This window comes from Shinella sp. JR1-6 (assembly GCF_004284735.1).
Lineage (GTDB): Bacteria > Pseudomonadota > Alphaproteobacteria > Rhizobiales > Rhizobiaceae > Shinella.
In genome coordinates this window covers 1-24,594 of sequence record NZ_SHMI01000019.1, presented here as the reverse complement: position 1 = coordinate 24,594, position 24,594 = coordinate 1, and the positions used below count along the sequence as shown (strand labels likewise).

Below are 24,594 nucleotides of genomic sequence, written 5' to 3'. Positions count from 1 at the left end.
GGCTGGAAAGGCTCTAGCGCCGCCGAACGGGCACATAGATATAGGTCGGCCGGTCCCACATCGGCGATTGCAGGCGCGCCGCGCGGAAGTCCGCGCGACGGTCGAGTTCGATACGCTGCAGGCATTCGGCAAAGGCGTCCGTGCCCGGGCGAAAACCGTAGGACCGGCACTTGGCCTCGTCATTGGCGCGCACTTCGGCAGCCGTCTGGCAGCCGGCGAGGAAAAGGGCGGTGGCGGCGAGGGCGGCGAAACGAAGAAGCATCTTGGGCATGCGGGCTCCGGCGAACTGTTGCGCGCCATGGATAGGCCCGTCGGCGCGCCGCGGCAAGGGCTTCCGGCAATCTCCACCCGGGCGGAGTGCGCCGGGGCCGTCCCCAAGCCGGCCGTGCACGAGGGTGCAGCCGCCTTGCGGCAATGGCAGTCGTGCAGTCAGGATCCCGAAGCGCAGTGGCGACTCGGTCGCGGCCTTGTACCTAGATGCGTTGCAGCACATCCACGAAGGCATCGGCGAATCGCTTGAGGTCCTTCGTCGTCTCGTCGGGCGCCTCCACGCGAATGGCGGTCCCCTCCGCATCGAGCAACGCGAAGACCACGGCGAGCGCGCCACCCTCGCCCTGCGGCACGCGCAGCGCGGCGATGCGCCGGCAATCCTCGGCAAGGCCGGAGGCGGGCAGGTCGAAAAGGAAGTCACCGCCCAGTTGGCCGGCGGCAGTGCGCACGGCCTCGGCAAAGCCAGCCTCGTCGCCGGAAAAGCCGTCGAGCGACAGTTCGAGCTCCAGAAGCTCCAGGGGGAGTGCGGGTTCGCCCGTGGGCGCGGTGATAGCGGTGTCGGCGGCCGTCTGCGTCGGCAACATCATCTTGCTCCTTGGTCTACCCCCGTTCGTAAACCGTCGTTAACGAGCGTGGCGAATTTGCGGCACGCAAGGATTTTTGCCGCTCTGCCGCATGTTGTCCCCGGCCAGGAGGTCGCATGGCGCGGTGGGCGGTGCTTCAGGTTTCCGTAGAACCTGAACGGTACGCCGCAATGTCTTAAATCGATTCCGGTTTCGGCAAATTTGCAGTAGGAAAAGGACGCGGCAGCGAGCGCCGCGCGCGCATCCGGTGAGGCCATGGCAATCACGATCCAGTACGAACGGCCCGTTTCGCATGCGGCGCACTGGGCGCGGCGCATGGCGCTGTTTTCCTGTCTGCTGTTCGTCGCCGTCGTGCTGTCGCATCGTTTCGGCCCGCTCACCACGCCGCACTTACTGGCGCTGGCCGGCTTTTCCGCCGCCATGGCCGTCCTTGCCATGCTGCTGGCGGCGATCGGTCTCGCGCAACTCTGGCATGTCGGCGCGCGCGGCGGCAAGGCGGCGCTGATGGCGCTGCTGCTCTGCCTGCTGCCGCTCGGTTTCACCGGTGCTGCCGCCTATGCCTATTTTTACAAGCCGGCGCTCTACGACGTGACGACGGATACGGCCACCGCCCCGCCCTGGCTTGCCGAGCCCGCCGCCGAGCAGGACTGGCTGCCGCGCATCGGCCCGGTCGGCCCGCGCGACCGCGCGGTGCAGCTCGAGGCCTATCCCGGCCTTTCGGGCCGCCGTTACGACGGCGCGCTCGACCGTGTCTACCAGGGGGTGCGCAAGGTCGCCGCCGCCTATGGCATTACCATCACCGCCGAGGACGGGCTCGACAACATCCTCGCCGACCTCGAAGACCTCGTCGTCGATCCGGCCAAGGTGGCCAAGAGCCAGGAAGCGCTGGGTGACGTGCCGATCCCCGAGGCGCGCCCGCTGGATACGCCGCTTCTTCCCCGCATCGGCGGTCCCGGCGACGTTCTCCTGCAGGGGGAGTGGCGCTCGCCGGTCTTCGGCTTCCGCTTCGATCTTGTCATCCGCCTGCGCGAGGAGGCGGAGACGACGCTCGTCGACATGCGCGCCGCCTCGCGTTACGGCCCGCACGATCTCGGCATTGGCGCGGAACTGGTCGAAGGCTACCTGAAGGCGCTCGACGCCGAACTCCTGGGCATTGCCGGCGACTGAGGCCCTTCGATCCGCCGCTGTGTCGAAAACCTCAGAGGCCGGGGGCGGGGAAATAGAGCCCCTTCAGCGCGGGCGGGCCTTCCGTGACCACCTCGCCGCGCGCGACGAGGTCCTCCAGATGCGCCAGCACGGAAAGTGCCGCCGCGCCATGCAGGCGCGGATCCGTTTCGCGGTAGATCACCTTCACCATGTCCGCAATCAGCCGGTCTCCGGCGCGCACACGCTCGCGCACGGCCCGCTCGCGCATGCGCCGGTGGGTCCTCAGCCCACGCAGAAAGGCCGCCGGCTCGGTGACGGGGCCGCCATGGCCGGGCAGGTAGAGCCGGTCGTCGCGCTCCAGAAGCCGTTCGAGCGAGGCCATGTAGTCCGCCATGGCGCCATCCGGCGGCGCCACGATGGTGGTCGCCCAGGCCATGACATGGTCGGCGGAAAAGACGATGCCGTCGGGCCCGTCGAGCGCGAAGGCGGCATGGTTGGCGGTATGGCCGGGGGTGAGCAGTGCCGTCAGCGCCCAGCCGTCGCCCGCCACGCTCTCGCCATGGCCAAGCGCGATATCGGGCGCGAAGTCCACGTCCGCGCTTTCCGCAAAGGGATTGCTCTCGCCGGCATGCAGCGGCCGTGCGGCGCGGTGCGGCCCTTCCGCGACGATGATCGCGCCCGTCTCCGCCTTCAGCCGGCGGGCGAGCGGCGAGTGGTCGCGGTGCGTATGGCTGACGGCGATGTGGGTCACGTCGCGCCCGGCGAGTGCCCGCATCAGCGCCGCAAAATGCGCTTCGTCCTCGGGGCCGGGGTCGATCACCGCCACCGAGCGGTCGCCGACGATGTAGCTGTTGGTGCCGTGGAAGGTGAAGGGGCCCGGATTGTTGACGGTGATGCGCTGCACGCGCGTCGCCACGGGCACGGCCTCGCCATGGGCGGGCTTGAATTCGAGGTCGAACCGCGGCGCTTCCCGGCCAGTGTCGCTTGCCGTCGTCACTTGTATTCGATCTCGATGAAGCTCATCGGCGCGTCGCCGCCATTGACGACATTGTGTGCCACGCCCGCCTCGCGCCGGTAGACGGCGCCCGTCTTGGTGTGCACCCGCCGGTCGCCGGTCTCCTCCTCGATCAGGAAGTCGCAATCGGTCATCGGCACGACGACATAACCGAGCCCGTGCACATGATGGCCGGTATCGGCGCCCGGTTCGAAATCCCAGCGCGTGACACGCACGACGGCATCGTCGAGGAGAACGGTGGGTACGGCCGGCGGGCGGGCGCGGAACTGGGGCATGGCGGGCTCCTCACGGGAAAGGGCAGGGCGGGGAAAGCCCGGCCGGTGCCGGACGCCCGCCGAAAGGCGATCGTTCGACCGGACCCTATCGCCGCCTCGCGCCCCTGCCAAGCACCAAGCGGCAGTTCGTCGCCATTCGCACGTACCGCCCGGAGAATAATCACCCCGAACCGGAAGTTAAGCATTGTCCATGCCGCCCGCCTTTGCTATCAGGCTTGCGCCGTGTTGGGGCGTCGCCAAGCGGTAAGGCACCGGTTTTTGGTACCGGCATTCCCAGGTTCGAATCCTGGCGCCCCAGCCACGGCTTTCCCCATGGATTCATCTGCGCTGCAGGACTGGTGATAGCCAGGCCGGCGACCCGCATCGTTTCTCCCTCTCCATGCGCAGCTTTCATTGAAATGAAGAGCGGCGCCTCTATGTTGGTCTTGCCGAGTCAGAGCCGGTAGAGATCAACAGGGAGCAAGACATGGGTATCTTCAGTTCCATCAAGGAAAAGCTTTTCGGCAAGGCAGAGGAAAAGCCGGCGGAAACCATCACGGCCGAAGCCGTGAAGCCGGCAACCGCGGATGTTTCCGCCACGCCGGCGGCCGGCAGCGAAACGGTGGCGAAAACGACCGGAAGCCAGCCCGCCGTCGCCACGCCGAGCCAGCCGGTGGACGTCGCCGCGGTCCTCGACGCGGCCGTTGCCAAGAATGGCCAGAAGCTCGACTGGCGCCGCTCCATCGTTGACATGATGAAGGCCCTCGGCATGGATGCCAGCCTCAAGGAGCGCAAGGAGCTGGCCGACGAGCTCGGCTATACCGGCGACAAGAACGATTCCGCCAGCATGAACATCTGGCTGCACAAGGCCTTGCTGAAGGCCCTCGCCGAAAACGGCGGCAAGGTGCCTGCCGATCTGCTGGACTGATCGAAAGCAGACACCCGCCGGCAAAGCCCGGCGGGCGTCTGGAACAGGCCACCTGCATCGCATGTCCCCACGCAGGGCGCCGTCGTTGTCAGGCACGCGCGTAGGCCTTCCGAACGCCCACAGCCCGTCATCCCGCCCTGAACGGTGGCTAGAGCGTTGCCGGTGAACCCATGTTTACCGAAGATGCCTAGGCAAGCCCGCCCAGCGGGATCAGTTCCGGTGTGCCCGGCTGCCAGTCGTTTCCTTCCCAGTCCCCGAGCCAGCGGTCCACGCGCAGGCCTGCCCCGGCGATAAGCGTCTCCAGCTCCGCCTTTTCGGGAAAGGCGATGCGGGAGACGGCGGAGAGGCGTTTTCCGGTGGCGCGGATCTCGTAGTGGGTGCCGTAGGTGACGATGCCCGTCGCGGCATCGTGGGCGACGTCGTTCCAGGCGGCGACGGGGCCGAAGCGGGGATGATCGACGAGGCGCATCGACGCCTCCGGCCCCCATTCCTCCCATTCCCGGCAGGCGGGATTGCGGCTGTCGAAGACGAAGCGGCCGTCGGGCGCTAGATGCGCGGCGATGGTCGCGAGGACCGCGGCGCGATCTTCCCGCGTCAGGAAGACCTGGAAGGCATGGCCGGTCAGCACGACCAGCGCGAAGCGGCGGCCGAGCCGCAGCGTACGTGCGTCGCCCTCGACGAAGTCGACGCCTTCGGCACCAGGCTTTCCGCGGGCGATGGCGAGCATGGCCGGGGCCGGATCGACACCGACCACCGTGCGGCCGCCGGCGAGTGCAACGGCAAGCGCGCCCGTGCCGCAGCCAAGATCCAGCACGCTCTCCGCCCCTTCGGCCAGTGTTTTGCAACAGGCGAAATCCGGCGAACGCTCCCAGCCGTTTTCCAGGTCGTAGAAATCGGCAAGCTCCGGGTCGTGGTAGAGGCGGTCTTCGTCCATGGTGTGCTCCAAGAAAAAGGCCGCGTTTTCGCGCGGCCTTGGAGAGGGTCGGTCAGGCTGCCGCTTACGACGCCGCGTCGAGAACCTTCTCGCAATGGGTCGGGCCGCCCTTCGGATCGACGCGGTCGCCGACGGCGCGGATGGTGTTGATCCGGTAGGCCTCGCTCACCGCCAGCTCCACGGTGCAGGACTTGCCCTTCACGAAGCCGCCGCGCCACTTGTAGAGCGTCGTGCCGCCCGCGCCGGCCGTGTCGGAGATCGGCGGGCCATTGGCCGCGAAGAAGCTGCCGGCGGTCTTGCCGTTCCAGCGGGCCTGCAACGGGTTGGACGCGACGGAGACGGTGGTGCATCCGGCGAGGGCAAGCGCGACGCCTGCCAGAATTGCAATGCGGGAGTTCATGGGTGCCATTTCCTTGGGGCTTTGGTGCGGCCGTGAATGTGAGCCTGGCACCGCCATAGCGCAGCGCGCCGAAAAGGGGAATCGCCGCCGCGCCAACTTTGCCGTCGTCCCCAGCGAAGACGTCTCAAACGTGCGGATTTGCAACAGTTTGCGGTGCAGCGGGAACCGCCTGCGGAGAGGACCCGGCGGTTTCGCACCGGGCCCCCGCGCAGCGGGTGTCACAGAAGGAAGTCGCCCTTGTCGAGATTGCTGAGGCTGAACTTCTTGAGGATCAGGACGTCGTTGCCGCCGAGCTCGATATGCACGTCGCTGCCGACCTGATCGGCCTTGGCCAACACCTTGTTGACGCTGGAGAAATTGTAGGAGCGCAGGTCGATATCATCGACATTGTTCTTGAAGTCGGTGATCGTGTCGCGGCCGTAACCCTTCTTGAAGATGAAGATGTCCGAGCCCTTGCCGCCGGTCAGCGTGTCGTTGCCCGTGCCGCCGGCAAGCTTGTCATTGCCGGCCGCGCCCTTGAGCGTGTCGCTGCCGCCATTGCCGATCAGGTAGTTCTTGCCCTGGTTGCCGAGGATCGTGTCGTTGCCCGAGCCGCCCTTGGCGTTCTCGATGAGCGAACGCAGATCGCCGTTGAAGAGCAGCGCGTTGAAGATGTTGCCGCGGGCATAGCCGTCGTTCGGCCCGCCGCCGAGATAGCCGAGCTGGGTCTTGCTGAACATGGAATAGGCGCCAGGACGCAGATCGATCTCGACGCCCGTCTTGTAGGCGCTGAGGTCGTAGGTGTCGGTGCCGCCGCCATCCCAGACCGTGGCGAAGATGCGGTCGCCGCCGGCATCGATGGCGACCTTGCCGTTGACGAAGGTATCGCCGCTGCCCGGCTTCCACTTGTAGACGGTTGCGCCCTTGTTCGTCGTGTAGTCCGCGCCATACATGTGCTGCAGCGCGTAGATATCGGCCATCATGAAGGTCTGCGGACCGCCGAACTCTTCGTACTGATAGCCGCTGGCATTGTCGCCGGCGAAGGAGTTGTAGGTCATCACCGAGTATTCGGGACTGTTCCATTCGCTCTGGATCGCACCGAACGTATCGGTTTCATGGGCATGCTTCAGGCCGAGCGCATGGCCGAGTTCGTGGACGAGCGTGTGCCAGGCGTAGTTGCCGGCCTTCGGCGTGCGGTAATCGTTGATGGTGCCGGCATATTCCGTGCTGAACCAGATGTCGCCGCCGGTGGCGCCGGTGTCCGGGTAATAGGCGTGGGCGGTCGGTTTGGCATCGTCCGACTGGGCGAAGCGCAAGATCGCGGTGCTGGTCGTGCCGGCAGAAAAATTCAGGTTGGTGAACCCTTCGACGGAGAAACCGTCATTCGCACCGCCGCCGAAGCTCTTCTCCATGATGAAGAGTGCGGCGTTCTTCTGCATGGCCGAGACGGCCCCGAAATTGTTGTCGGGCTCGCCGCTGTAGGAGTAGCTGCTCGTCGATGTGGGGAAGGCATAGGTGACGCCGGTGCCGCCCCAGGCGAAGCCGCTGAGAACGGAATCGACGAACTGTGATCCCGTCGCGGTGACTGTCTTGGTGAGTTTGCCCGTTCCCGTCATTGCTGTACCCCTTCAAGCAGAGTTCGTGTGTTGTCGTTTTCGGGCGCGTATCGTCACCGCCGGCGTGCATCGTTGCAGCTTCGGATCGGCCCCCGCCGTGAGTCCATGGCATCTTATGGCGGCAAGACGTTCATGCAAGAAGCCTTATTCACGAGCGGAAGAACAAATTTGGTCGTATGTGCGCTTTTCGTGCCCGCCTTGCCTGCTCGTCGCCGGAAAAGCCCCGCCCGCAATCGCGGTGGGGTGTTTTCGGCGCTGGGGAGGGTGCGGTTGGCCGGTCGCCGTCAATGCGTCGTCGGCACGTCGTCGTCTTCGAGGAACGACTGGATGCCGTCGCGGGCGACGGTCGCGAGAAATTCGTCGAAGGCTTCCCGGTCCGTGGCAAAGGGCTCGTCCCATTCGAAGAGATCTTCCTTCTCCGTGACGACCTCCAGCTTCCAGTCCTCTTGCGTTCCGGCCGGGCGGAAGATGTCGACGAGGACCGTGACGCCGTCCTCGGTATATTCGCCGGACAGTTCGGAATGCTCGAGCTTGGGTTTCTTGGCCATGGTCTTCCTCGAAGGTGAATCCGGGCAATGTTCGCGAAGCCGGACCGTTATCCTATCTTGATGAAGATCGCAAAGCCGCGCGGGATGCTGCGAGCGGTCTGCTGGGCTTAGGAAGGATTTTTTTGGGATTCGGGAGAATGTCAGAACCGCCTGAATTTCAGGGGTTCGAGCTGGTCGGAGTGGAGTGATTCGAACACTCGACCCCCACGTCCCGAACAACGAGAATGAGCCCGGAAAGCCTGGAAATCCGGCATTTTTCGCAGTAGCTCGTGGCGCCAAAACGCGCCTGAAAACACCCATTCGTTGCCAATCATTGCCGTAGATACGAACCGGCGACCCCTACGTTAAAAACGCACCACCATCACCCCGCCGGCGCCAGTCGGCGGGCAGCGCCTTCGTGCGCCCATCTGAAAGGAGCCACATGGAAATCCTAGACCTTAAACCGATTGACGAGCCGACCGACGGCCATCGAGCGCTGGCAACGTTCGACCTTCAACTAAATGACAGCGTCAGAATGTACGGCTTGCGCCTCCTGCGCATGCGGGACGGCCGTCGTCTGACGTTCGCGCCACAGTCCGGACATCGCCGGGTCGCGACATTCGCCACGGCTCTCGCCACCGAAATCACGAAACTTGCAATCGACCAATATGAGGCAGTGACCGCCGATGACCGCAATCGACATTAAAGCCGCCGCACGTCTTCTTGGCGGAGACGCCCGCGGCAACCGCATCCTCTGCCCCGGCCCCAGTCATTCAAGGCGCGACCGGTCGCTCTCCGTTACCTTCCACGCCGACGGTTCCTTTACGGTCAACAGCTTTGCCGGCGACGACTGGCGGGCCTGCAAGGACCATGTGAAGGCAGTGCTCGGCATGTCCGACGAGCGTCCTGTCGCTGTAGCTGCACCCGCAGTAGCTGTGTCGTCTGGAAGCTCGGCCGCTCGCATCGCAGCTATGGCCCGGCTATGGGCGCAATGCATCCCGATCGCCGGCACCCTCGGCGAGCGATATCTGGAGAGCCGCGGGCTTTCCTACGACGGGGACGGATGGCGGTTCCGCCCGATGAGCCGAGCATTGATCGGCATCATCACGGACGCGGCAACGGGCAGCCCGATCGGCTACCACGAGACGATCCTCGACCAGGACGGCAACAAGACCGGCCGGCTGATGCATGGACGCGCTTCCGGCGGCGTCGTGCGCCTCTATGACGATCCTGGTGCCACCGAGATCTCCATCGCCGAAGGTATCGAAACAGCGCTGGCGACGGGCGCACGGCCGATCTGGGCGTGCCTTTCCTCCAGCATCATGCAAGGCTTGCCCGTGCTTCCCGGCATCGACCAGTTGACCGTCTTCGCCGATCACGACGCCGCCGGAGTGAAGGCGGCGAACGAGGTGGGCGAGCGATGGCACGCTGCCGGACGGCGAGTAACGCTCACCATGCCAGGTCTGCCGGGCAAGGATTTCGCCGATGTAAAGGAGGCCGCATAATGGCGCCGCTACCGAAGATTAAAACCTCGGAGCCGGGCGAGCCTTTCGTCAAGCTCGAGGCGGCCAATGACAACAAGGCCTCACCGGACTCCGGCCCGATCAACGCCGAGGCGCTCCTCGGCATGGATTTTCCGCCGGTCAACTATGTTGTTCAAGACTATGTTGCTGAGGGCCTAACGATCCTCGCCGGCCGGCCGAAGCTTGGGAAGTCCTGGATGGCGCTCGGCTTCTGTGTTGCCGTCGCAACCGGTGGCACGACGTTGGGCGTCGAGTGCGAGCAAGGGGACGTTTTGTATCTCGCCCTGGAAGACAATCGACGACGCCTTCAGGACCGCTTGCGAGTGGTTCTTACGCCGCCGCAGGTTCGGCCTGACATGTCGCGCCTGACTCTTCAGACCCGTTCGGCGAGGATCGGTTCTGGCCTGATTGAGGAACTTGATGCGTGGCGGAAATCCTCAGAGGATCCAAAGCTGATCATCATCGACACGCTATCCATGGTTCGTCCACCCAAGAAGGGCAACCAGGATGCATATGCAGCGGACTACGATGCGATATCGCCACTACAGCAATATGCGAGCGAGCATCGCCTTGCGCTCGTCGTAGTGCACCACGTCCGAAAGGCCGAAGCGGAGGATCCTCTTGAGGCCGTTTCCGGCACTAACGGCCTGACTGGTGCGGCCGACACGACGCTCGTTCTGAACCGGACGGCGGACGGACCGAAGCTATATGGGCGTGGCCGCGACATCGAAGAAATCGAGAAGGCCCTTCGCTTCGACAAAGGTGTCTGGACCGTGCTCGGCGATGCCGATGACGTGAAGCGTTCCGACCAACGGCGCAAGATCCTAGAGATTCTTACTGAGGCCACCTATGCGCTCAGTCCAACCGAAATCGCGAAAGAGGCCGGCATGAAGGAAGGCAACGTAAAGTACCTGCTTCGCCAGATGGTGAAAGCAGGCGAGATCGAGAAAGTCGGTTACGGCCAGTACAAGTTGGCCGGAAGGTAGCGCCCCCTGTGTACCCCCCTCACTCTCCTCACTCTTAACTCTTGGTTTTCCCAAGAGTGAGGAGAGATAGGAGAGTGAGGGGGGGGGTATGTACCCCTTAAGCAGGGTTGCAGGTCATGCCATTACGTTTCGCATTGTCCACACAGTCTGACCGGTTTGAATATCCCTGGGATGCCGCACCGACAATTCTGCCGTTGCTCGCTGTTCTTCTCCACCGCCAACCGTCGTTGGCCTGATAGATTTCCCACGTATCACCGCTTCCATCTTTGCAGCTTGCCATTCAATCCTCCATTGCTAGCTAGCGTTGCAAACGCTATCGCTTAGGAGTTGTGTTGGCAATCGGAGTTTTACGTGATCTGACAATAGTCAATTGAAGAGCGCAATTCATCGCCGTTCTCGGTTAGTATACTCCGGAATGTGAAGTCGGTTCACTACTCCGGCAGCACAAGATTCTTCTCCCGAGTGATGCCTAGCGAAGTAGGCAGGCGAAAGCGATTGGGGTTTTCACGCAAGAACTCGGTCACGATGGTACGAATGAGTTCCGCTTTGCTCTTTTGTGTCTGCGCCGACAATCGCTCCAACACGTCGAACTCCTGGTCGGGGAAAGATACGGAGATTCGATTTTGTACCGCCATTATTCACCTCGAATTATGCTGCTCGCCTCGGCAACCAGCCAGGCTGTGCCGGCGACAATTGCCATTTGACTAGCGTCTGAGCCGCCGAGCGGCAAACCCGGGACATTTAAGGGCAACAACTTCACGATGCTAAGCGCCGTCAGAATCAAGAATGCGATGCGCAAGATGCGATCTGTCATGGCTTCACCTCCAGATGGAGGCATTATCCGTCACAATTCTAAATATTGTATCAACAGTGCACCACCCACGTTCTTGTGGGCCGCCTGGTTTACCGACAAAACGAGAAACCCTCCAATTTTTGGAGGGTTTCGAAAAGAAGGGTGATCTCGGTTCTCCCCTCAGACCTGTTTGATCCCAGCCGCCGCGAACAGCCTTGCGATCTTCGCCGGATCGATAAGCTCGCCGCTCTCCAGCTTCGCAATCTCCGTGACTGTCAGCCCGCTGATCAGCGAAAGCTTATCAAGGTCATATCCAGTGCTCTTCCGGAGGTCAGCGATGGGATTTCGGAAATTAATTGTCATACAAATCTCCTTGTGCTGCAACGCAATATGGGTAGCGCACTATCGGTCCGCAAGTCCGCAGGGCTCCGACTATTTCTTCTTCTGCCCGCCAACCTTCAGCACGGTCTCCGGCCTCTCACGCTCAATCTCGCGGCGCGCGGCAGCGTCGGGGGTGTCCTCGGCGATTGCTGGATCGCTTTGAGCGACCTCCGCTTCGGCCTGCAGCCAAAATTCCGCCCCGTCTCCACGAGGCGACCCCGCTGCCTGCCAGAGTTCGTACGCACGGCGTCGAATTCGATCTTCTCTGTTGTCCATGGGCACCTCCGCGGCCACAAACGTCTCGTTGTGATTTTGGTTCCATCGACTGCAAGGGGCGCGGCCTATACACTATTCGGCGAGTGAAGTCAACAAAAAGCTTGACAAATTTGTAAAACGGTACTATCTTTAGAATTGCGGTTTGACGGCCGCGATTCCGCTTGCGCAAAGACCGAGAACCGGCGGCGCCATATTCTTCCAGACATCGGGAAACTCATGACCTTTATCCGCAGCAAAGCCGTGCCCGTCGGGCACCGGCTCTACACCTCTGTCGCCACCGTCCGCGCGTGGGGCAAGAGCGGCCCGCATGATGCCGGTCGCGAAAGCTACGACTCCCGCGGCTGGCTCGTCCCGCCCAAGCCCGCTCACATTGAGTGGAAAGACTACGCACCGCAGCGAATTCGCCCCTTCCGTTCTGCACCTCACCTCGGTTCGAAGGAGTGGATAGGTTCGCGCATCACGGCCCGCCAGCCTCGCGTGCCCGTCCGCCTTCCTAATGATGGTCCGCCCCCTGGCTGGCTCGCAGAGCGCAACGCCGCCGGGACGGCAGACAAGCACGGCCAGCACGCCACCAGAATTGAGCGGTGGATGGTGGAAAAAAAGTCGCCGCTCATCGTCCCCTTGCGTCTGGTCAAGGAACTCCTCCGCCCACCCGTCACGGCCGTCAACGACAACCGGCCCGTCGGCGAGAACGAGGACGCCGGCGTGGGCGCCGAACGTGTTCACAACCAGGGCAGCTTCCTGCCGTCGATACCAGAGTACCTGAACGCCCTCGGCGCGGCTTATCGCCCACACGTAGTGACCGAGAAATGCCGCTTCGGTCATTCTGAAAGAGTTGAGCTCCGGCACGCTGGTCGCGGCTTCTCCTTCATCGAGGGTAACCTCTTGTGGGGCTCAACGAACTGGCGGGGTAAACTGACCGGCCTCATCTTCCGCAATGGGGAGCTTGTAGCCTACGGCGACTATAAGGGGCGAAAGCGCCGCCCTGCCTACACGGCCGACCCGCTCGGGTTGGTCTACAATGAGAAGTCGGAAACTGAGAAGCATGTCGAAGCACAGCCGGCGGAGGACAAGGCGTACATGCGGCTGAAGTCGGCCTGCACCTATGTATCCGCTCAGTCCCCCAACGCGCCTCGGTCGCTCGCCTCGCCGCCACGGACGGCGCGGGCTGTGGCAAATGACAACGTCCTCGCAACGGCCATTGCCAACACGAAGGTGATGCCCCCCGCCAAGCTGTTGCCCGATGGCGTGGCCGCGGATTACGGCCGTCTCGCCGGAATTTCTGAAATGAAGGGCGTGGGCGGGGCGAGCGCTGGATTGCATGAGGTGCTGACCGAAATGGACCGCGCAGAGAAACTGGCTGCCGCAGGTATCGACGAGGTGGACCTGGAAGTGCTTGATGCGGTCCTTGATGACGCGAGTTTCCGGTCCATCGGCATGCGTTTCGAGCATCCGGAGTCCTCCGCATCGCATGAAGGCCGGAAGATAGTGGAGCGGACGCTGAAAAAAATTTCAGAAAAAATCGCCGCATAATACCAACTCGGTCGATTCTCAGCCCCCTTAGATAAGGGCGTTCTCCGATGTCCCAACTTGGCCCCGTCTCGCACGGGGCTTTTTCTATTCCGAAATCGCCGCCGGTTTATCCTTCTACCGACGGTCGATCTCCCCGTCGGCGCGGTCCCGCGACGCGGGGCCAGTCTCCGTGGATCGCGGTTCTTTGGACGTCCGCGATCACCTGACCGCCTGCCTGCACTTGGCCGCAGGCAGGCGGTCATTTTTTTGCCCTTCCATTTCGCAACCCCCAAAAATTCAGGAGCAACCATGCGCCTTCACGAATGCGCGCAACTCATCGCGCACCACCTCCGCCGCGGCCCTGGCCGCACACAAAACATCGCCGCCCGCCTCCAGGATGCCGGGATTCTTTCGAAAACCGAGGGCAGCCGCCGCTACCCTGAAAGCGCCACCCGCGACGAAATCGTCAGTTTGTTTATCGCGTCCATCGCCGAAACCAGCCTGGGCGCTGCCGCGGCAACCACGTCAACGTTTGCGGCCCTGGCCGACGGCGAAGGTACGCGGTTCGACCAGGCGGTAACCGATCTCCTCTTCCGCGAGGAAGTTCCCGCCTCCGACATTGCGGTGCACATCGCCCCACCGGCCGCGACTATTGCGATCGCCGATCAAATCGTCGTCTTCGGCGCACACGAACCCGCCAGCGGCGCTGTCTCTGCACGGTTCGTCGACGCCGCCACCATCGGCGCTCTTCGCGCTGATCTCAACAAGAAGGAAGCTTGAATGTCGAAAGTCACAAAATTCTTTGGCCTTGGCCGCCAATCCTCCAGCGACATTGCGGTCGCGCTGGAAAAGGCACGCGCCGATCTCACGGCCGCAGAATCTGCCGTTGAGACGGCAAGAACAGCATATGATGCAGCATTGCTGAGCGAAACACCCGCGGCACTTCGAAAACTCCACGACGGCATCACCGACGCATCGATCGAGGCGGATCGTGCGACGGCCGTGATCGCCAAACTGGAAAAGCAGCACGCCGAGGCCCTCGAATCTGAAGCCGCTGATCAGCGTCAGCGCCGTTATGACGATGCCAAGGCTGCGTCCGAATCCGCCGAGAAGCGGTTGCGCCGTGAATATCCGAAGGCTGCCCTCCAGATCCGCGACCTTCTTGCAGAGGTCGCTGCGGCATCCCTGGCCGTCCGCGAAGCCAATGAGGACCGCCCGACAGGTGCGCCAGCTCTCGCAGGTCCCGAGCATTCGCGTTCGCAGGCAAATCTCTATCAGGAGGTTTTGAGCGAGGACATCGCTGATCTTTGGACCGAGATCGATGGCGCTACCCCCATTCGCGAAGACCTTCAGCGACACGTCCGCGCCCACGAGAAGGGGCGCCGGGGCATGATGCGGGACCGCTCTGATACTGACGAAAATCCGATGACCTACGGGGTGGTTCAGTCTGAGCACGGGACTCTTGAGGTCGTACTTAAACGCTTCCGCCGCACCAAGTTTCTGCCCGATGCGGGCGGCCGTCACATCGGTTCGCTCGCCAGCGAAATCGTGCTCCCGCCGCTCGACGCCGACGCCACACCGTATTGGACGCCGGCCTATGACGCCCATGACGCAGCGAGGCAGGCTATCGCCGAACTGAAGCCGGCACCGAAGCGCCCCGAGCGTGTTGCTGAATTCTCCTACAGCCTTGCACCGAAGGAGGCCGCGGATGTCTGACCACGACCGTCGTAAAGAGATGATTGCGGCAGCGGCCGTCGCGATGGCGCAGCGAAACGTCGCTATCGCCAAGGCCCGCTTCGGCTACCAACCGCCTGAACAGCCCTCTGCGACTACCGCCGCAGTACCAACGCCGGCACCAGTCACGGCACGCGACGACGTCCTCGTCGCGGAAGCAGCACGCCGCCGCGCCGAACGGGAGGCCGCGGAAGCGGCCGAGACGAAAGCCGCCTGGGCCCGTGTGGCCGCGCGAATGAGCGGTAAAGAGGTCAAGGATCCCAGCCGCCTTCAACACGGCTGGGACAAGGTCGTTGCTCGCGCCAACGGCAAGCGGAACGGCGCCGCAGCCACGGGCGAGAAGCCGGCCGAGCTCACGGGCTGGGCCAAGGTGATCGCCGAGATGAACGCGCGCCGCCGGTAGCCCCCCCCAGGTCAAGGATCGTGTCCCTTCTTGACCGCCCAGCGGTCACACAGCCCCCGGCTCTGGGCGATAACGTAGTTCAAAAAGGTGTCCGCGGACATGGTTCTTGGCATATCAATACGTGAGTTCGCACGCCGTGCCGGATGCGATGACAAGGTCGTTCGCAGGAAGGTGAAAACCAAGCATATTCATCTGCTTAAGGACGGAACGATTGATCCGGCATACCTCGACGTAAACTGGCGTTCTGGTGACCGGTTACCACTGTCCGCACAGGGGCAGTTTGCGGACAGCAGTGCGGACACCAACGGCCCGCAAGAAGCCGCTTTGGCCCTAGTGTCCGCAGGCGGTGAAGAGCTGTGGTCCAAGGCCGACGCCGAAACAGTGAGGGAAAACTACGCTGCCAGGCTGAAACAGATCGAATATGGGCGCGAAAGCACTCAAGTCGTAACCGTCGACGACGCAATCGCGCTCCTGCGAAGCGAGTGCGGCAGCGTCCGTCAGCGGTGCAGTTCTATTGGAGCGGAAGTCGCCCCCGAACTGGTCGATATGACCTCGGCATCGGAAATCAAGGCACTGATCGACGCCGCCGTAGTCCGGGCGCTGGCCGATCTGGCGGCGGCCTGAACCCACCCCACACCAGTCCACCATCGCCCGGCCATCGCGCCGGGCTTTTCTCTAGGAGCACACATGCCTTCCATTGAACTCAAGAAGCCCGTTACCAACGGCGCCGAGACTGTTTCCACGCTTACTTGGCGCGCCATCCGACTTGGCGACTATCCCGTCGTCATGACCGCCGTCGGCTCGCTCGCACAGGGCCAGCTCGGCGCTTTCAGTGAAGACCTGCTGAACCTCGTCGCCCATTTCTCGGGCCTTCCCCGTGCGGTGGTCGATGAAATCGACGAGGTTGACGGACAGCCGGTTCTCGACAGCCTCGCCGATCATCTTGCCGCTCACATGGCCAAAGTGAAGAAGTAAAAAGGAGGCCGGTCAATGGCACAACTAAGCAGCGTCCTCAAACTGACGCTTCTGGACCAGGTGACCGGCCCAGTCCGCCGCGTCTCCGGCGCCATCTCCGCCCTGGATCGCCAGCAGACCGCGATGATGGCACCGTTGAGGGGATTTGGTGCCCAAATGCTCGCCTTCGGCGCTGGATACGTCGGCGTTAGCAAGGGCATCGGTTCGACAATCGGCGCGGCGATGGACTTCGAGTCGGCCTTCGCAGATGTCAAGAAAGTCGTGAACGCCTCGGATGCGCAGTTCGAAGTGATGTCACGCTCAATCCGGAAGATGTCCACGGAGCTTCCGATGGCCAGCACGGAAATCGCAGCTCTCTTTGCGGCGGCCGGCGAATCTGGCATCGCGACGAACGAGCTTCAGGCCTTCGCCGAAATGGCGTCACGTGTCGGCATTGCGTTCGACATGACTGCGGCAGATGCCGGCGAAAGCCTTGCGAAACTCAAGACCCAATTCGGCCTAACCGTTGCCGAGACCGGCGATCTTGCTGATGCGGTCAACCACCTCAGCAATAACATGGCGTCGAAGAGTTCGGAAATAACGACCTTTCTCCTCAAGGTAGGCTCGCTTTCCGAAATGGCCGGTTTCGCTAAAGAGGAAGTTGCGGCCCTGGGCTCCGCAATGATCGCCGCCGGCGCACAGCCGGAAGTCGCCGCTACCGCCATGCAAAACGTGGCGAAGAAGATGACGGCCGGGGTTCTTGCGAAGAAGGAGCAGCGCGATGTAGCGAAGGCTCTCGGGCTGGACTTGCCGACGCTCTCGAAGGAGATGCAGAAGGATGCTCCGGGCGCGGTCAAGAAAGTCCTGAAGGCGATTTCGAAGCAGTCCAAGGATAAGCATATTTCCTTGCTGTCCGGCTTCTTCGGCGATGAGGCGAAAGCGTTTGCTCCGTTGATCGCCAATACCGAGCTGATGGACAAAGCCCTCGACTCTGTTGCCGACAAGTCCAAATACACAGGATCGGCCTTCCGTGAGTTCACGGCCCGCGCGGACACCACGGCCAATGCCCTTCAGATCCTGCGCAATAAGATCGGGTATGTCTTCGAGGATATCGGTCTTAGCTGGCTGCCTTCCCTTAAGGGGGGCATTGCCGAGTTCGGTCACGTGATGGATACCCTCGGGAGCCGGTTCACGATCTTCGACGAATTCCAGTCCCGCATAGGCGGCTTCCTCTCGGGGCTTGGCGCCACGGACGGCAGCGATGCGCTGAAGGGCATCCGGGATTTCATTTTTGGTGCAGAAGACGCGGACGGTGCGGCCGATAAATATGGCAGGTTATTCGGGCAATTTCAGGAATATGGAAAGTCCATCCGCGAGTTCGGGAAAGAAGTCAGAGACAATCCGGTCGTCAAGTTTCTGAGCGACCTGAGCCCATATTATCTCGAAGCTCTAAAATGGACTATCGGCTTCGCCCTTGTAGCAGGTGCCATTCGGAAACTCGCCGGCGCCATGATGTTGCTCTCCGGAGCGTCGACCGTCCTGGCGGCGTTGAAGGGTCTGGGGGGCATCTATGATGCACTATCAGGCGACGGCGTGGATCTGCCAGACCGTGACGGCAAGCGAAAGCCAAAGGGAAGCAAGCCGACGGGTAACGGTCCGCTGGACTGGGTAGAGAAGGGTCGCAAGAACTCCGGTCCGACTTTCGATATCCTGGCCTACGAAGCTGTGCGGCGCTGGGGCTCAAAAGCTCTTGAGTGGGGTGGTAAGGGCGCGCGCTTCAGCCTTCCCTTCATTGCGGGATCGGTCGGCTACGAGGCTCTTAACGCCGTCCCTCACGGCACCATGGAGTCCGCCACTAAGGGGAATCCGGATCTGCTCCCAGCGCTTGACCGCGAGAACGCGCTTTGGCGCGGCGTTGCCTTCGAAGGTGGCCGTCATCGCGCCGGGCTGGGTGCAGGTCCACAGCCGGGCGATCGGCCAATAACCCTGGATGCTGGCACGATCGGTCAGTTGCTAGGGCCGACCAGAGGCGTTTCCGACGTGCGCGTCACAAATAAGCAGGCTCCGGAATTTCGCCAGACCAACAATTTTTACATAACCGAAGCCGCCAGCGCCAAGGACACAGCCGCAGCCGTGATGTCTGACATCGGCGGAGTTGTGAAGAACGCCGTCGAGGCTGCCGACACCGACTAGACGAAGCCAGAGAGCGCAGCAGCAATAGCCAGCAGCGGCGGCAAGAACAACGCTGCCACAAACGTCATGCGTGCAACTCGCACTCGTCGCGTCCGCATTCCTGACCAATCATAGTCCATGATCCACCCCTCTCGCCGCTCATAAAACCGTGGCGGAAGGGGCCGGTCAATTGCCCTGAAAGGCGTAGCATATGAAACCCCAAGTCCAAATCACTGTCGACGGCAACCCGGTTGCCGGCGGCTTCTACGAACGCCTTGTCTCCATTTCGGTGACGGACAAGGAGGGCCTGGCATCCGACACGTTCCAGATGGAACTCAACGACGGTCCGCCCCAGTTCCTGGCCCTGCCGCGCAAGGGCGCCATCGTAGACATCCGCATAGGCTACGGCGCGGCCCGCAGCCTGGGCACATATGTCGTCGACAAGGTCAGCGCCAAGTGCCTGCCGTACTCGCTCTCCATCTCCGGCAAGGCCCGCGACATGCGGGAAAGCAAGGCGAAAGAACGCAAGGAACGGCACTGGGACAAGAAGAAGGTCAAGGACATCGTGTCCGACCTTGCCGGCGACATGGGGCTTTCCGCGTCAGTGGATAGCGAGATCGGCGAGCACGAATACGAATGGTTCGGCCAGCAGGACGAAACGCCTATTCACGTTCTCCGTCGCCTGGCCGAGCGCCACAACGGCCTCTTCAAGGTCAAGGACGGGCGTTTGGTTTTCTCCAAGCGCGGATCCGGCAACGCGGCGTCTGGCTCGTTCATGGGCTCCGTCGTCGTCACGCCGCCGCGGGTCATTCAGGGCACCTGCAACTTCGAGGCTAACGACCGGACGAAATATCAGAAGGTCGTCGCGTACTACGAAGACAAGGACCAGGCCAAACGCATTGAGGTCGAGGCAGACAGCGATGCCGACGGCGACAGCGTATATCGCATTGCCGAGCCCTACGCCGACGCGGCAGAGGCCGACAAGGCCGCCCAGTCCAAGGCCAAAGACCTGAAGCGTGGCGAAGGCGCGGCGTCTGTCACCGTGACCGGCGACACAGCAATCGTTGCCGGCGCGCCGCTGCTGTTCGAGGGCGTGCGGCCCGGATTGGATGGTGTGCCGTACATCATCGATACAGCGACGCACACCTACAACAAGAAAGACGGCTACCGCACGGCGATCAGCGCCAAACTGTACGACGGGAAGTCGGGGGGCAGCAAGAAGAGCGGCGGGAGCGAGAGTACGGGTGGCAGCGCCACTGAAGACAAGGTCGCCGACAACGCGCCGGACGGCACGCCGGCCACGCCGACCGAATGGACGAACACGCGCCGCTATGGGCGGACGGATGAGAATTAGCGGTTAGGCCGCAGGAGGCTCGGCAACACCGGCAACGGGGTTGCTGAGGTTGCCGACCTGTGCCTGGACGAGCGCCGGGATTTCCGACCCGCAGGGGGCTTTTTTAGGCTGGAAAGGGACCCATGGTGGGGGGGCTGGGATCCGGAACGCCCCCGGCGCGTCCCGGATCCGGCGGCTCGCGCGTCTTGGTACGCTGAGCCGCTAATCTATCGTCGACGCGTTCGGGCGCGGCAGAGAGTTTTCGTTCGCCGCGCCGCCTGTCGAAGTGTTTTCCAAGAGAGCCACCTCGGCAAGGTACTTGAGGAAATGCTGCCCTTCCTCCGCTGCCAGATCGTGCACGCGGCGGAGCAGACGATCGATTTCTGTCGCATGGCGACGCACGGCAAACCTCCTTCGATTCGGGCAACTTGCGAGGGCAACTATGCGCCGAATTCCTAAAAAAGAAATTGGGCAAATAGAACAATTCAGGGATGAGGTGATCGACTTTGATCACCCTGAGAGCGAGGGCCAAATGATCAAAATCACCAACATGAATCCGACACGCGGACGGATTTCCGCAACATTCACGGCCGACGTCGCTGGCCTGGTACTGCCGGGCTGCGCCCTCATCCGCCGTGGCGATGGGTATTCCCTATCAGTGCCGCGGATCGGCACGCCTGGTGAGACACGGCCCGCTCCGTTGTCATCGGTGATGGAAGCGGAGTTGCTGCGGGTGGCGGTGACCACATACAAGGAGACGACATGATCAACGTTAGCAACATGCGGCCCGGACGCGGCAGCACGAAAGCGGTATTCGACGTAGAAATCGGCGGGTGGACCATGCGGGGCTGCACTGTCGTGCAGCGGCCGGACGGCAAGCTCGAGGCTCGGCCGCCGCTCCTGCGAGACGGGCGCCGGGCCGTGCAGGTGCCAGCCGAATCGTGGCCCGCCTTCGTCCAGGATGGCCTTGCGGCATATCGGCGAATTTCCCGCGAGGAGGGTTGGGTCGAGCTCTACGAGGGCGAGCAAGAGGCGTTGAGGGCGGCGGGGATCTAGCGTACTGGCTATCAATCCGGCGTCAATGGCAACTCCGGCATGACCTCTTCCGGTTAGGGCATTGGAAGCGCTGCGCGCAGAACTTTCCAGGCAGCGATATGCTTGCGCGCTTCCTCGCGGAAGTCGTGCCACCGAGGTCGCGTCACGTAGCGCTGCACAAATGCCGATCCTTCCCTGACAGTCTCCAGTTTATTGCTCTGTAGCTCTTCGTCAGGGCTCTTGCCGGTCTCTGCGCAAATCGCGCGCGCAACTCGCTCAACCAGTTCGTCGTCAGTCATGTTGTCTCCATGAAGGAAAATCAGAATGAACCATATAAGCAAAGCAATGCTGGCCGAAGGCATCAGGGTGTATCAGGAGCTATCCGATCAATGCTCTTCAGAGTTTGTGGTATCTGAAGTTTTTCTGGCAATGGCGCGCTTATCGTCGGATGGTCTAGATAGGTCCGATGCAGGCCGAAATGCATCAAATATTGTCCAGCAGTGTAGCAATCCTCAGCTACCTCCCTGATTTCACCCAGGTCAAAGGAGAAAACTTCTGTGAAAGGGTTGCCGCCTCTGGCGCGGTTCGGTTTAAATAGCTTATCACCTTTGAAATTCACCCAACTGTGAGCTAAGTTATTTCTGTTTCTGCGGCAGATATCAACACAGGTTATCGCGTGATCTAGGGCCTCCAGAAGATCAGGACGCTTTTCATTTCGCCGGGCAAGTCCACGGAGCAGGTCAAGTAGGGATACGGCGTTTGCGCCATAGAGAAAATGCGCGGCATCGGCAGGTTTCATACCGGAGTAGTCCGTGACCAGCTCGGCGAGTCCCGCCTCGCAGAAATTCCAATAGAGCGTAACCAGACCAAGAGCATGGGCTCGCTCGGCGGAGATAAGCGTGTGCCTACCAATCCACGCATTCTCACCGAGGGGTACTGGTTGGGTCATCGACTTTCTCCTTGATGAGAATTCAACCCTACGGCGAGTTTGACCATGTGTCGATACCCGTCGCAATGCTGTCCCCATTCAATCCCTCCCCATCTTCGCCAACACGAAGTCATTGGCCTCCCGGTTGCCGCACCGCGCGCACCGCAGTTTCGGTTCGAGGGTGATGATCATTCGCGTTCGACCGAACCGGCGCGCCCTAAGACCAAGCTTGCTTTTCGTCGAAGATCGCCAGCACTTCAGCGATCCAATCCTTGTCCGTGGAATGAATCGCTACGGCCGCTAGGACTTGCACCAAGAGCGGGATTTCTGCGTCATCAGGATAGTCTGCCAGCAGAAGCGACATTACGCCGCCCGCTTCTACAACGAGAGCAGAAGACCCTGCAGGCAGTACCGTGCCGCGATCAGAAGAAGCGTCGTGTTCCATTTTTATCTCCGAACTTAGCCGGTGCGCCCCGATGGCGCACGGGCATGTGTCGGAGAGGATGATGGCGGATGATCATGGGGGTTAGTCTCGCACTGAGAGTCATTCTTGTCGATGGTTCGGCTCGCGTCGCTTCACTTCCGCAGTACGGCTTCCTGATCGCCAGTCACGTATCGCTTCCCATCCTTGTCGCCATTCCACGGATCGCCGAACGTCTTCGGGTGTGGCGGTTCGGTGCCGGTCGCCAAGGCGTCGCGTACCGCGGATCGCTCGCGGCGATGTTCGCGCTTCTTGAACTCTTTGTCACTTTCAGCGGTCGTGATGCCGGTGATAGGGACCTTTTTATGCGACCTGGTCATTGCTGGGGCTTTCCAAACTATCGTGGCGGGTGAGATTTGCACCAGTGGGCGGTGATGTCGAGGGCTCGGCCCGGTTTTGGGTTGAGTGCTGAACGCAAAATTGCGTCGAATGATTTCAATGAGTTTGCACCGATGAGCGCCGACTCGTTCCGAATCAAATCGCGCCTCCTATATCTATTGTTCAATGAACCGAGAGAAAGGAGCAGCCAAGATGAACAGATCGGCGGTAACGATTTCCGGCGTGCTGCTGCTGCTCGCCGCGCTGTACGTCGTGTTCTGGACGCCTGGTGCCCCCGAAAGCCAGCCGACCTCCCATGCAATCAATCGGACCGAGTGAGGTGGCAATCGTGGGGTGTAGGAGCTTACGGGAATAGGCTGCCCGTCTTCGGATTGACCCGCCGGTGGTGTGCCTTTGGGGGCTTTGCCAGTCCCGGCCTCTTGCGTCCGCCTCGTCGGGTCGCCGCGACATAGAAGATGATGGTCGTGCTCGCGAAGATCAGCAGAATCGCGACTAACACGATCAGGTTCACCAAACCTCCAGACATCGCCACCTCTCAGTATCCCAGACTGGTTACAACGAAAACGGCAGCTCCGAAAATAACCATGAGCACGGAGCAAACGATCTTGAAGGTACGGTCGTCATGGTTTGTGGCCATCTTGCCGTAGGACGCGTCGCTGATTTCTTCACGGGCAAGGCGCTCATGCAGCAACCGTTTAGCTTCGTTCCCGCCGTGGCGCATCTGATGGTAGTGCTGGGACATGAGCGCTCCGCGTTTTCGTGGACTTTTCGATTTCCTCCTCGGATGCGTTCCTCAACCATATGTCGCCCATTTGCCGTTGTCGATGGCGCGGGAGATCGGCGAGACCCGACACCGAACAATGGGGCGCTTGAAATCAAGAGGGGGAAGTTATGCAGATGCCGCTAATAATTGAGTAGATTCAGGAGCTGCCAGCCTTCCGCAGTGATCCTCGTCCAGAACTGCCCATCCTCTTGGCTCTCGGCCCAGCCGCGCAGCCGCAGTCGGCGCACCGTGTCTTTCATGGAGGCGGGGATATCGTTGAATTGCCGCGGCCTTTCAGCGAGGAAGCGCAAAGCGGCAATCTGTGGCTCAGTAAGGCGGGCGACGGGCTTCTTCGAGATGTAGCCCGCGGCACGGACTTGTGCCCCCTGGTCCGTGATAACAATTCTGATCTTCCTTCGGGGCTCAACGCGCATTTCAGCGAAACCGAGTTTCTCCAGTTCCTGATAGGCAACCAAATCCGGGTAGGCGAGCCCGTCCATTTGGACGTCGTCGCGTGAGGCCAAGCGATCGATGAGGTCGATCTGGGCTGGCGTGAGCTTGTGGATCAAGATTGGTTGTGAGGCCATGGCTACATCGTCATGATGCGGAAACTTTGCCATTGCGATGAGAGATTGTCGAGATGGCACGAGACGGAACAAAAGGGCTGCGCCATTAACATGGACCCAGGTCCAGGAGGCAACTCTCAAGCAGCTTGGTCAGTTTTGCTGACCTTTCTTGGCGTCTGCCGGTTTTGTTCGATCGCCATTCCGATAAAATAACTGAGCATTCCATCATCTTGCTGAGAAGCTAGTAGCTTGGCCATCAGCAGGAGATGGTTGATTTCTTGCTTGTTATTCACCGCTTCGTCCTCCAATCCTAGAGTTGCTTCACGCCGCGCTTGCGGCACAAGAAAGTCTGGAATTTGAAGGTGAAGAAATGGTTAATGCTGACATCCTAAAATTGCATCAGTATGGTATCATACAAACTTCCTGGCGTTGTAACGGTGGCGTCACGGCTGAGTAACGCGGAAACCGCTCGCCTTAATTTCAAGGCGAGCGGCTGAGCCGGCGGATGTTCCAAGGTTTTCGCATGGCGATCGGCCGGCCGAAGACCGTATGAGGCCGCCCCGTCTTGTGTAGGCGACGGTGGTGGTGGGCGGCCTCCGGTGTTGGAAGAAAAGGCCCCGTCGCCATGAGGCGCGCAGGGGCAAATGCCAGCCGGAACATGCGGCAACGGCTGGCGGGAAATTTTAGTTGGGTCGATCGATCTTGGCGTAGTAGCCAGCCCGCAATTGGAGCAGATCGCCATAAATCGTTTCGACGATGCCG

The 24,594-nt window shown here is 61.7% G+C and carries 38 protein-coding genes and 1 tRNA gene; 17 read left to right on the top strand and 22 right to left on the bottom strand.

The annotated features are described in order from the left end of the window. Nucleotides 1-13: 13 nt before the first annotated feature. Both EXZ48_RS25075 and EXZ48_RS25070 read right to left on the bottom strand, forming a co-directional pair. Entirely contained in the window at nt 14-271 is a 258-nt protein-coding gene (locus tag EXZ48_RS25075; RefSeq protein ID WP_023516954.1) for a hypothetical protein, read from the bottom strand. Between the two features lie 202 nt (nt 272-473). Further along, the gene (locus EXZ48_RS25070; RefSeq protein WP_088016479.1) at nt 474-857 is read right to left on the bottom strand and encodes a hypothetical protein; all 384 of its coding nucleotides are present in this window, start codon (nt 855-857) and stop codon (nt 474-476) included. Between the two features lie 258 nt (nt 858-1,115). Between EXZ48_RS25070 and EXZ48_RS25065 the strand changes: the two genes are divergently transcribed. Further along, nucleotides 1,116-2,021 (top strand): DUF1499 domain-containing protein, encoded by a 906-nt coding sequence (locus EXZ48_RS25065; protein ID WP_130519200.1) that lies wholly within the window; start codon nt 1,116-1,118, stop codon nt 2,019-2,021. Nucleotides 2,022-2,052: 31 nt separating this feature from the next. On the opposite strand, the gene EXZ48_RS25060 is transcribed toward EXZ48_RS25065, so the two are convergent. Continuing rightward, nucleotides 2,053-2,997 carry an MBL fold metallo-hydrolase gene (locus EXZ48_RS25060; RefSeq protein ID WP_130519124.1) on the bottom strand — a complete coding sequence of 315 codons (945 nt, stop codon included), beginning with the start codon at nt 2,995-2,997 and terminating at the stop codon, nt 2,053-2,055. Continuing rightward, on the bottom strand, nt 2,994-3,290 hold the full coding sequence (locus EXZ48_RS25055) for a cupin domain-containing protein (protein WP_023517389.1): 297 nt from the start codon (nt 3,288-3,290) through the stop codon (nt 2,994-2,996). Before EXZ48_RS25055 ends, EXZ48_RS25060 begins: the two co-directional genes overlap by 4 nt. 226 nt (nt 3,291-3,516) lie before the next feature. Here EXZ48_RS25055 and EXZ48_RS25050 point away from each other — a divergent pair. Both EXZ48_RS25050 and EXZ48_RS25045 read left to right on the top strand, forming a co-directional pair. Continuing rightward, nucleotides 3,517-3,591, top strand: a tRNA-Gln gene (locus tag EXZ48_RS25050). Between the two features lie 165 nt (nt 3,592-3,756). Next, a complete protein-coding gene (locus EXZ48_RS25045; protein WP_024271220.1) occupies nt 3,757-4,197 on the top strand; it encodes a DUF3597 domain-containing protein in 441 nt (146 codons plus the stop codon). A gap of 187 nt (nt 4,198-4,384) precedes the next feature. Here EXZ48_RS25045 and EXZ48_RS25040 read toward each other — a convergent pair whose 3' ends face one another. The 4 genes from EXZ48_RS25040 to EXZ48_RS25025 all read right to left on the bottom strand — a co-directional run bounded on the left by EXZ48_RS25040 (nt 4,385) and on the right by EXZ48_RS25025 (nt 7,674). Further along, the gene (locus EXZ48_RS25040; RefSeq protein WP_130519122.1) at nt 4,385-5,131 is read right to left on the bottom strand and encodes a trans-aconitate 2-methyltransferase; all 747 of its coding nucleotides are present in this window, start codon (nt 5,129-5,131) and stop codon (nt 4,385-4,387) included. 64 nt (nt 5,132-5,195) lie between these two features. Next, entirely contained in the window at nt 5,196-5,531 is a 336-nt protein-coding gene (locus EXZ48_RS25035; RefSeq protein WP_130519120.1) for a hypothetical protein, read from the bottom strand. A 218-nt stretch (nt 5,532-5,749) separates the two neighbouring features. After that, nucleotides 5,750-7,126, bottom strand: coding sequence for a M10 family metallopeptidase (locus EXZ48_RS25030; RefSeq protein WP_130519118.1), 1,377 nt, complete (start codon nt 7,124-7,126; stop codon nt 5,750-5,752). 284 nt (nt 7,127-7,410) lie between these two features. Continuing rightward, a complete protein-coding gene (locus EXZ48_RS25025) occupies nt 7,411-7,674 on the bottom strand; it encodes a hypothetical protein (protein WP_023514766.1) in 264 nt (87 codons plus the stop codon). A 421-nt stretch (nt 7,675-8,095) separates the two neighbouring features. Between EXZ48_RS25025 and EXZ48_RS25020 the strand changes: the two genes are divergently transcribed. Genes EXZ48_RS25020 through EXZ48_RS25010 form a run of 3 tightly spaced genes read left to right on the top strand, consistent with a single transcriptional unit; the run spans nt 8,096 to nt 10,162 of the window. Beyond that, nucleotides 8,096-8,359 (top strand): hypothetical protein, encoded by a 264-nt coding sequence (locus tag EXZ48_RS25020; protein ID WP_130519116.1) that lies wholly within the window; start codon nt 8,096-8,098, stop codon nt 8,357-8,359. Next, complete coding sequence (locus EXZ48_RS25015) at nt 8,340-9,158, top strand: toprim domain-containing protein (RefSeq protein WP_130519114.1); 819 nt, start codon at nt 8,340-8,342, stop codon at nt 9,156-9,158. The genes EXZ48_RS25020 and EXZ48_RS25015 overlap by 20 nt, the downstream gene beginning before the upstream one ends. After that, entirely contained in the window at nt 9,158-10,162 is a 1,005-nt protein-coding gene (locus EXZ48_RS25010; RefSeq protein WP_130519112.1) for an AAA family ATPase, read from the top strand. Before EXZ48_RS25015 ends, EXZ48_RS25010 begins: the two co-directional genes overlap by 1 nt. A 97-nt stretch (nt 10,163-10,259) precedes the next feature. On the opposite strand, the gene EXZ48_RS25005 is transcribed toward EXZ48_RS25010, so the two are convergent. From EXZ48_RS25005 to EXZ48_RS24985, 5 genes are all read right to left on the bottom strand, one after another. Next, nucleotides 10,260-10,442 carry a DUF1508 domain-containing protein gene (locus EXZ48_RS25005; RefSeq protein ID WP_130519110.1) on the bottom strand — a complete coding sequence of 61 codons (183 nt, stop codon included), beginning with the start codon at nt 10,440-10,442 and terminating at the stop codon, nt 10,260-10,262. Between the two features lie 151 nt (nt 10,443-10,593). Continuing rightward, complete coding sequence (locus EXZ48_RS25000; RefSeq protein ID WP_130519108.1) at nt 10,594-10,797, bottom strand: ribbon-helix-helix protein, CopG family; 204 nt, start codon at nt 10,795-10,797, stop codon at nt 10,594-10,596. After that, a complete protein-coding gene (locus EXZ48_RS24995; protein ID WP_130519106.1) occupies nt 10,797-10,976 on the bottom strand; it encodes a hypothetical protein in 180 nt (59 codons plus the stop codon). The genes EXZ48_RS25000 and EXZ48_RS24995 overlap by 1 nt, the downstream gene beginning before the upstream one ends. Nucleotides 10,977-11,135: 159 nt before the next feature. After that, on the bottom strand, nt 11,136-11,318 hold the full coding sequence (locus EXZ48_RS24990; RefSeq protein WP_130519104.1) for a hypothetical protein: 183 nt from the start codon (nt 11,316-11,318) through the stop codon (nt 11,136-11,138). Between the two features lie 69 nt (nt 11,319-11,387). Next, on the bottom strand, nt 11,388-11,612 hold the full coding sequence (locus EXZ48_RS24985) for a DUF2934 domain-containing protein (protein ID WP_130519102.1): 225 nt from the start codon (nt 11,610-11,612) through the stop codon (nt 11,388-11,390). A 216-nt stretch (nt 11,613-11,828) separates the two neighbouring features. Here EXZ48_RS24985 and EXZ48_RS24980 point away from each other — a divergent pair, with 216 nt between their 5' ends. From EXZ48_RS24980 to EXZ48_RS24945, 8 genes are all read left to right on the top strand, one after another. Continuing rightward, nucleotides 11,829-13,145 (top strand): hypothetical protein, encoded by a 1,317-nt coding sequence (locus EXZ48_RS24980; RefSeq protein ID WP_130519100.1) that lies wholly within the window; start codon nt 11,829-11,831, stop codon nt 13,143-13,145. A gap of 288 nt (nt 13,146-13,433) precedes the next feature. Beyond that, nucleotides 13,434-13,904: a hypothetical protein gene (locus EXZ48_RS24975; RefSeq protein ID WP_130519098.1), complete on the top strand. Its 471-nt coding sequence runs from the start codon at nt 13,434-13,436 to the stop codon at nt 13,902-13,904. Continuing rightward, nucleotides 13,905-14,840 (top strand): hypothetical protein, encoded by a 936-nt coding sequence (locus EXZ48_RS24970; protein ID WP_130519096.1) that lies wholly within the window; start codon nt 13,905-13,907, stop codon nt 14,838-14,840. Then, the gene (locus EXZ48_RS24965) at nt 14,833-15,261 is read left to right on the top strand and encodes a hypothetical protein (RefSeq protein ID WP_130519094.1); all 429 of its coding nucleotides are present in this window, start codon (nt 14,833-14,835) and stop codon (nt 15,259-15,261) included. Before EXZ48_RS24970 ends, EXZ48_RS24965 begins: the two co-directional genes overlap by 8 nt. Nucleotides 15,262-15,360: 99 nt before the next feature. Next, a complete protein-coding gene (locus EXZ48_RS24960; RefSeq protein WP_130519091.1) occupies nt 15,361-15,885 on the top strand; it encodes a hypothetical protein in 525 nt (174 codons plus the stop codon). A 63-nt stretch (nt 15,886-15,948) separates the two neighbouring features. Further along, a complete protein-coding gene (locus EXZ48_RS24955) occupies nt 15,949-16,236 on the top strand; it encodes a phage tail assembly protein (RefSeq protein ID WP_130519089.1) in 288 nt (95 codons plus the stop codon). A 15-nt stretch (nt 16,237-16,251) separates the two neighbouring features. Further along, nucleotides 16,252-18,408, top strand: a complete 2,157-nt coding sequence (locus tag EXZ48_RS24950) for a phage tail tape measure protein (protein ID WP_130519087.1) — start codon at nt 16,252-16,254, stop codon at nt 18,406-18,408. A 190-nt stretch (nt 18,409-18,598) separates the two neighbouring features. Then, complete coding sequence (locus tag EXZ48_RS24945) at nt 18,599-19,741, top strand: phage late control D family protein (RefSeq protein WP_130519085.1); 1,143 nt, start codon at nt 18,599-18,601, stop codon at nt 19,739-19,741. A gap of 201 nt (nt 19,742-19,942) precedes the next feature. On the opposite strand, the gene EXZ48_RS24940 is transcribed toward EXZ48_RS24945, so the two are convergent. Beyond that, entirely contained in the window at nt 19,943-20,122 is a 180-nt protein-coding gene (locus tag EXZ48_RS24940) for a hypothetical protein (RefSeq protein WP_130519084.1), read from the bottom strand. Nucleotides 20,123-20,162: 40 nt separating this feature from the next. Between EXZ48_RS24940 and EXZ48_RS24935 the strand changes: the two genes are divergently transcribed. Together EXZ48_RS24935 and EXZ48_RS24930 are read left to right on the top strand one after the other, a co-directional pair. After that, nucleotides 20,163-20,486, top strand: coding sequence for a hypothetical protein (locus EXZ48_RS24935; RefSeq protein WP_130519082.1), 324 nt, complete (start codon nt 20,163-20,165; stop codon nt 20,484-20,486). Further along, nucleotides 20,483-20,776 carry a hypothetical protein gene (locus EXZ48_RS24930; RefSeq protein ID WP_130519080.1) on the top strand — a complete coding sequence of 98 codons (294 nt, stop codon included), beginning with the start codon at nt 20,483-20,485 and terminating at the stop codon, nt 20,774-20,776. Before EXZ48_RS24935 ends, EXZ48_RS24930 begins: the two co-directional genes overlap by 4 nt. A gap of 53 nt (nt 20,777-20,829) precedes the next feature. On the opposite strand, the gene EXZ48_RS24925 is transcribed toward EXZ48_RS24930, so the two are convergent. The 4 genes from EXZ48_RS24925 to EXZ48_RS24910 form a co-directional block, all read right to left on the bottom strand. After that, nucleotides 20,830-21,054 carry a hypothetical protein gene (locus EXZ48_RS24925; RefSeq protein WP_130519077.1) on the bottom strand — a complete coding sequence of 75 codons (225 nt, stop codon included), beginning with the start codon at nt 21,052-21,054 and terminating at the stop codon, nt 20,830-20,832. Nucleotides 21,055-21,116: 62 nt separating this feature from the next. Beyond that, nucleotides 21,117-21,704: a hypothetical protein gene (locus EXZ48_RS24920; RefSeq protein ID WP_130519074.1), complete on the bottom strand. Its 588-nt coding sequence runs from the start codon at nt 21,702-21,704 to the stop codon at nt 21,117-21,119. Between the two features lie 196 nt (nt 21,705-21,900). Further along, nucleotides 21,901-22,128 (bottom strand): hypothetical protein, encoded by a 228-nt coding sequence (locus EXZ48_RS24915; protein ID WP_130519072.1) that lies wholly within the window; start codon nt 22,126-22,128, stop codon nt 21,901-21,903. A 131-nt stretch (nt 22,129-22,259) separates the two neighbouring features. Beyond that, nucleotides 22,260-22,484, bottom strand: coding sequence for a hypothetical protein (locus tag EXZ48_RS24910; RefSeq protein WP_207900489.1), 225 nt, complete (start codon nt 22,482-22,484; stop codon nt 22,260-22,262). Between the two features lie 211 nt (nt 22,485-22,695). Here EXZ48_RS24910 and EXZ48_RS35805 point away from each other — a divergent pair, with 211 nt between their 5' ends. Then, a complete protein-coding gene (locus tag EXZ48_RS35805) occupies nt 22,696-22,821 on the top strand; it encodes a hypothetical protein (RefSeq protein WP_256370923.1) in 126 nt (41 codons plus the stop codon). Nucleotides 22,822-22,846: 25 nt separating this feature from the next. On the opposite strand, the gene EXZ48_RS35000 is transcribed toward EXZ48_RS35805, so the two are convergent. From EXZ48_RS35000 to EXZ48_RS34995, 4 genes are all read right to left on the bottom strand, one after another. After that, nucleotides 22,847-23,014 (bottom strand): hypothetical protein, encoded by a 168-nt coding sequence (locus tag EXZ48_RS35000; RefSeq protein ID WP_165909419.1) that lies wholly within the window; start codon nt 23,012-23,014, stop codon nt 22,847-22,849. A 24-nt stretch (nt 23,015-23,038) separates the two neighbouring features. Further along, entirely contained in the window at nt 23,039-23,245 is a 207-nt protein-coding gene (locus tag EXZ48_RS24905) for a hypothetical protein (protein WP_130519070.1), read from the bottom strand. Between the two features lie 161 nt (nt 23,246-23,406). Further along, nucleotides 23,407-23,853 (bottom strand): hypothetical protein, encoded by a 447-nt coding sequence (locus tag EXZ48_RS24900; RefSeq protein ID WP_130519068.1) that lies wholly within the window; start codon nt 23,851-23,853, stop codon nt 23,407-23,409. Between the two features lie 116 nt (nt 23,854-23,969). Next, nucleotides 23,970-24,125, bottom strand: a complete 156-nt coding sequence (locus EXZ48_RS34995; RefSeq protein ID WP_165909418.1) for a hypothetical protein — start codon at nt 24,123-24,125, stop codon at nt 23,970-23,972. Nucleotides 24,126-24,594 lie beyond the last annotated feature (469 nt).

What these genes read in the sequence shown, in the direction of transcription:
- EXZ48_RS25075 (WP_023516954.1), bottom strand. Translation starts at nt 271, where the DNA reads ATGCCCAAGATGCTTCTTCGTTTCGCCGCCCTCGCCGCCACCGCCCTT.
- EXZ48_RS25070 (WP_088016479.1), bottom strand. Translation starts at nt 857, where the DNA reads ATGATGTTGCCGACGCAGACGGCCGCCGACACCGCTATCACCGCGCCC.
- EXZ48_RS25055 (WP_023517389.1), bottom strand. Translation starts at nt 3,290, where the DNA reads ATGCCCCAGTTCCGCGCCCGCCCGCCGGCCGTACCCACCGTTCTCCTC.
- EXZ48_RS25045 (WP_024271220.1), top strand. Translation starts at nt 3,757, where the DNA reads ATGGGTATCTTCAGTTCCATCAAGGAAAAGCTTTTCGGCAAGGCAGAG.
- EXZ48_RS25040 (WP_130519122.1), bottom strand. Translation starts at nt 5,131, where the DNA reads ATGGACGAAGACCGCCTCTACCACGACCCGGAGCTTGCCGATTTCTAC.
- EXZ48_RS25035 (WP_130519120.1), bottom strand. Translation starts at nt 5,531, where the DNA reads ATGAACTCCCGCATTGCAATTCTGGCAGGCGTCGCGCTTGCCCTCGCC.
- EXZ48_RS25030 (WP_130519118.1), bottom strand. Translation starts at nt 7,126, where the DNA reads ATGACGGGAACGGGCAAACTCACCAAGACAGTCACCGCGACGGGATCA.
- EXZ48_RS25025 (WP_023514766.1), bottom strand. Translation starts at nt 7,674, where the DNA reads ATGGCCAAGAAACCCAAGCTCGAGCATTCCGAACTGTCCGGCGAATAT.
- EXZ48_RS25020 (WP_130519116.1), top strand. Translation starts at nt 8,096, where the DNA reads ATGGAAATCCTAGACCTTAAACCGATTGACGAGCCGACCGACGGCCAT.
- EXZ48_RS25015 (WP_130519114.1), top strand. Translation starts at nt 8,340, where the DNA reads ATGACCGCAATCGACATTAAAGCCGCCGCACGTCTTCTTGGCGGAGAC.
- EXZ48_RS25010 (WP_130519112.1), top strand. Translation starts at nt 9,158, where the DNA reads ATGGCGCCGCTACCGAAGATTAAAACCTCGGAGCCGGGCGAGCCTTTC.
- EXZ48_RS25005 (WP_130519110.1), bottom strand. Translation starts at nt 10,442, where the DNA reads ATGGCAAGCTGCAAAGATGGAAGCGGTGATACGTGGGAAATCTATCAG.
- EXZ48_RS25000 (WP_130519108.1), bottom strand. Translation starts at nt 10,797, where the DNA reads ATGGCGGTACAAAATCGAATCTCCGTATCTTTCCCCGACCAGGAGTTC.
- EXZ48_RS24995 (WP_130519106.1), bottom strand. Translation starts at nt 10,976, where the DNA reads ATGACAGATCGCATCTTGCGCATCGCATTCTTGATTCTGACGGCGCTT.
- EXZ48_RS24990 (WP_130519104.1), bottom strand. Translation starts at nt 11,318, where the DNA reads ATGACAATTAATTTCCGAAATCCCATCGCTGACCTCCGGAAGAGCACT.
- EXZ48_RS24985 (WP_130519102.1), bottom strand. Translation starts at nt 11,612, where the DNA reads ATGGACAACAGAGAAGATCGAATTCGACGCCGTGCGTACGAACTCTGG.
- EXZ48_RS24980 (WP_130519100.1), top strand. Translation starts at nt 11,829, where the DNA reads ATGACCTTTATCCGCAGCAAAGCCGTGCCCGTCGGGCACCGGCTCTAC.
- EXZ48_RS24975 (WP_130519098.1), top strand. Translation starts at nt 13,434, where the DNA reads ATGCGCCTTCACGAATGCGCGCAACTCATCGCGCACCACCTCCGCCGC.
- EXZ48_RS24970 (WP_130519096.1), top strand. Translation starts at nt 13,905, where the DNA reads ATGTCGAAAGTCACAAAATTCTTTGGCCTTGGCCGCCAATCCTCCAGC.
- EXZ48_RS24965 (WP_130519094.1), top strand. Translation starts at nt 14,833, where the DNA reads ATGTCTGACCACGACCGTCGTAAAGAGATGATTGCGGCAGCGGCCGTC.
- EXZ48_RS24960 (WP_130519091.1), top strand. Translation starts at nt 15,361, where the DNA reads ATGGTTCTTGGCATATCAATACGTGAGTTCGCACGCCGTGCCGGATGC.
- EXZ48_RS24955 (WP_130519089.1), top strand. Translation starts at nt 15,949, where the DNA reads ATGCCTTCCATTGAACTCAAGAAGCCCGTTACCAACGGCGCCGAGACT.
- EXZ48_RS24950 (WP_130519087.1), top strand. Translation starts at nt 16,252, where the DNA reads ATGGCACAACTAAGCAGCGTCCTCAAACTGACGCTTCTGGACCAGGTG.
- EXZ48_RS24945 (WP_130519085.1), top strand. Translation starts at nt 18,599, where the DNA reads ATGAAACCCCAAGTCCAAATCACTGTCGACGGCAACCCGGTTGCCGGC.
- EXZ48_RS24935 (WP_130519082.1), top strand. Translation starts at nt 20,163, where the DNA reads ATGCGCCGAATTCCTAAAAAAGAAATTGGGCAAATAGAACAATTCAGG.
- EXZ48_RS24930 (WP_130519080.1), top strand. Translation starts at nt 20,483, where the DNA reads ATGATCAACGTTAGCAACATGCGGCCCGGACGCGGCAGCACGAAAGCG.
- EXZ48_RS24925 (WP_130519077.1), bottom strand. Translation starts at nt 21,054, where the DNA reads ATGACTGACGACGAACTGGTTGAGCGAGTTGCGCGCGCGATTTGCGCA.
- EXZ48_RS24920 (WP_130519074.1), bottom strand. Translation starts at nt 21,704, where the DNA reads ATGACCCAACCAGTACCCCTCGGTGAGAATGCGTGGATTGGTAGGCAC.
- EXZ48_RS24915 (WP_130519072.1), bottom strand. Translation starts at nt 22,128, where the DNA reads ATGGAACACGACGCTTCTTCTGATCGCGGCACGGTACTGCCTGCAGGG.
- EXZ48_RS24910 (WP_207900489.1), bottom strand. Translation starts at nt 22,484, where the DNA reads ATGACCAGGTCGCATAAAAAGGTCCCTATCACCGGCATCACGACCGCT.
- EXZ48_RS35805 (WP_256370923.1), top strand. Translation starts at nt 22,696, where the DNA reads ATGAACAGATCGGCGGTAACGATTTCCGGCGTGCTGCTGCTGCTCGCC.
- EXZ48_RS24905 (WP_130519070.1), bottom strand. Translation starts at nt 23,245, where the DNA reads ATGTCCCAGCACTACCATCAGATGCGCCACGGCGGGAACGAAGCTAAA.
- EXZ48_RS24900 (WP_130519068.1), bottom strand. Translation starts at nt 23,853, where the DNA reads ATGGCCTCACAACCAATCTTGATCCACAAGCTCACGCCAGCCCAGATC.